Annotated in this window: 4 protein-coding genes; all 4 read left to right on the top strand. The window is 61.9% G+C overall.

Annotated features, from left to right (window positions below):
* Nucleotides 1-125: 125 nt before the first annotated feature.
* The 4 genes from ACIRS4_RS36290 (at nt 126) to ACIRS4_RS36275 (ending at nt 2,038) form a co-directional block, all read left to right on the top strand.
* Nucleotides 126-437: a hypothetical protein gene (locus ACIRS4_RS36290; protein WP_404204234.1), complete on the top strand. Its 312-nt coding sequence runs from the start codon at nt 126-128 to the stop codon at nt 435-437.
* Nucleotides 434-1,198, top strand: coding sequence for a F0F1 ATP synthase subunit A (atpB, locus tag ACIRS4_RS36285; protein ID WP_404204232.1), 765 nt, complete (start codon nt 434-436; stop codon nt 1,196-1,198). The genes ACIRS4_RS36290 and atpB overlap by 4 nt, the downstream gene beginning before the upstream one ends.
* 67 nt (nt 1,199-1,265) lie before the next feature.
* Nucleotides 1,266-1,523, top strand: a complete 258-nt coding sequence (locus ACIRS4_RS36280) for a F0F1 ATP synthase subunit C (protein ID WP_040810042.1) — start codon at nt 1,266-1,268, stop codon at nt 1,521-1,523.
* A gap of 8 nt (nt 1,524-1,531) precedes the next feature.
* On the top strand, nt 1,532-2,038 hold the full coding sequence (locus ACIRS4_RS36275) for a F0F1 ATP synthase subunit B (RefSeq protein ID WP_404204230.1): 507 nt from the start codon (nt 1,532-1,534) through the stop codon (nt 2,036-2,038).
* Nucleotides 2,039-2,143 lie beyond the last annotated feature (105 nt).

Here is a 2,143-nt window from a genome sequence, read left to right as displayed (position 1 = left end):
CTATTGATCATGCACGGCCCCACTACGAGGTGGGATGACGGCGAGGCGGTGTCGTATTGGACCTCAACAGGCTCCGGATGCGGAGAGCGACTGCAATTGCAATCGCTTTCGGTGTACTGGCATTGATGGTCGCAGGTGCGTTGGATCGATTGTTGCTGGGTGTTTTCATGGCTACCGGTCTGACGCTCGGCTGGGTTAATGCCCGGCTCACGTGGATGTCCATCGTGCGCATCACTGATGCGGAAACTCCCAGCAAACAGAAATTGGCGCTGTCCTCGGCGTCTCGATTGATCATCCTGACCGGGCTGTCGATTCTGGTGGCATTCCTGACCCGTCCCTACGGCGTCGGAATCTTCTTCGGGCTGGCGGTCTTTCAGCTGATTCTGGTTCTCCATACGGCTCTGCCCGAGGTGAAAGGACTTCGACAGCAGTCATGAGCATCTACGCGATACTGGCCGCCGAGGAATCCTCGGGGGAGGCCAAGATCCACGTCGGCGATCACGCCCAGGCGCACCTGCTGGGCATGACCTTCAATGTCGACACCATCGTGTCCACCGCGGTGGCCGCGCTGATCGTGCTGGGGCTGGCCTTCTACCTGCGGGTGAAGATCACCTCGGGCGTGCCCAACGGGGTGCAGCTGTTCTTCGAGACCATCACCGTCCAGATGCGCTCCCAGGTGGAGACCGCCATCGGGATGACGGTCGCGCCGTTCGTGCTGCCGCTCGCGGTCACGCTGTTCACGTTCATCCTGCTGTCGAACTGGTTGTCGGTTTTGCCCGTTCAGTACGGTTCGGGTGAATTGATCGCGCCGCCGGCGTCGGACTTCAACTTCACGCTGGCGCTCGCGCTGTTCGTGTTCCTGCTCTATCACGCCGCGGGCGCGTGGCGGCGCGGGCCGGGCGGGCACGCGAAACAGTTGCTGAAGGGCCACACCGGCTGGGGCCCCATGGTTTTCATCAATGTGGTCGAGGAAATCGCCAAGCCGCTGTCGCTGTCCTTGCGACTTTTCGGCAACATGTTCGCGGGCGGCGTCATGGTTTCGGTGATCACGTTGTTCCCGTTCTGGATCAGCTGGGGACCGAATGCCGTCTGGAAACTCTTCGACCTGTTCGTCGGAGCGATTCAGGCATTCATCTTCGCCCTGCTGACCATTCTCTACTTCAGCCAGTCGATGTCGCTGGAGAGTGAAAACCACTGAGCGGCTTCGGCTGTTCGGCGTTGCACCCATTTGGGTGCAGCTATTTTTCAAAACAAGGAAGTGAACAATGGCAGACCCAGCAACCGCGAGTATCGTTCAAGGCGCCCTCATCGGCGGCGGCATCATTCTGGCGGGCGGTGCCATCGGTGCGGGCATCGGTGACGGTCTGGCCGGCGCGGCGTTGATCAACGGCGTCACCCGGCAGCCGGAGGCGGAAGGTCGCTTGCGCGTGAACTTCTTCCTGACCGTTGGTCTGGTCGAAGCGGCCTACTTCATCAATCTAGCGTTCATGGCACTGTTCGTATTCGCTACTCCCGGTAAGTAGACGTCATCATGTCTCCCAGAACGGATGTGGAGGCCGCGGGGAACTTCCTGGTTCCCAACGGCACCTTCGTGGCCGAGTTATTGATCTTCCTGATCGTGCTCGCAGTCATCTGGTTCTTCGTGGTTCCGCCGATCCGAAAGGTGCTGGCGGAGCGGGAGGCACGTGTCGAGGTCACGACGGCGACCGCCAAGGAAGCCAGCGAAACCTTCGCCGAAGCCGAAGCGCGCTACGAGGCAGCCCTCGAGCAGGCCCGACTGGAAGCGGCCGACATCCGCAACCAGGCCCGGGCCGAGGGGCGGGCAATCCTCGAGGGAATGCGCGGCGAGGCCCAGAAAGAGGCCGACCAGATCGTGGCCGAGTCCACGGCGCACCTGCGCGCCGAGGCCGACCAGGTCGCCGCCGAACTACGCGAAGCCGTCGAACCACTCGCTCAGGACCTGGCCGGCCGGGTCCTGGGCGGGAACGATCGTGCCCGGACCAGTGCGGGCCAGCAGAGAGGACGGGGGTCTGCATGATCCTCACCGATACCCATCTCGCCGAGGGTATTTACAACATCACCTTCGATTGGCCCGTCTTCCTCAGTCAGCTGTTCGGCTTCGCCGTCATCGTGTGGTTCATCA

Origin of the sequence: Streptomyces sp. NPDC101166, assembly GCF_044768125.1 — a bacterium.
Taxonomy (GTDB): domain Bacteria; phylum Actinomycetota; class Actinomycetes; order Streptomycetales; family Streptomycetaceae; genus Streptomyces.
This window is presented reverse-complemented; position numbering and strand designations above follow the sequence as displayed.

Bases quoted from the DNA above. Each gene is read 5' to 3' on its own strand.
- ACIRS4_RS36290 (WP_404204234.1), top strand. From the start codon at position 126: ATGGTCGCAGGTGCGTTGGATCGATTGTTGCTGGGTGTTTTCATGGCT.
- ACIRS4_RS36275 (WP_404204230.1), top strand. From the start codon at position 1,532: ATGTCTCCCAGAACGGATGTGGAGGCCGCGGGGAACTTCCTGGTTCCC.
- atpB (WP_404204232.1), top strand. From the start codon at position 434: ATGAGCATCTACGCGATACTGGCCGCCGAGGAATCCTCGGGGGAGGCC.
- ACIRS4_RS36280 (WP_040810042.1), top strand. From the start codon at position 1,266: ATGGCAGACCCAGCAACCGCGAGTATCGTTCAAGGCGCCCTCATCGGC.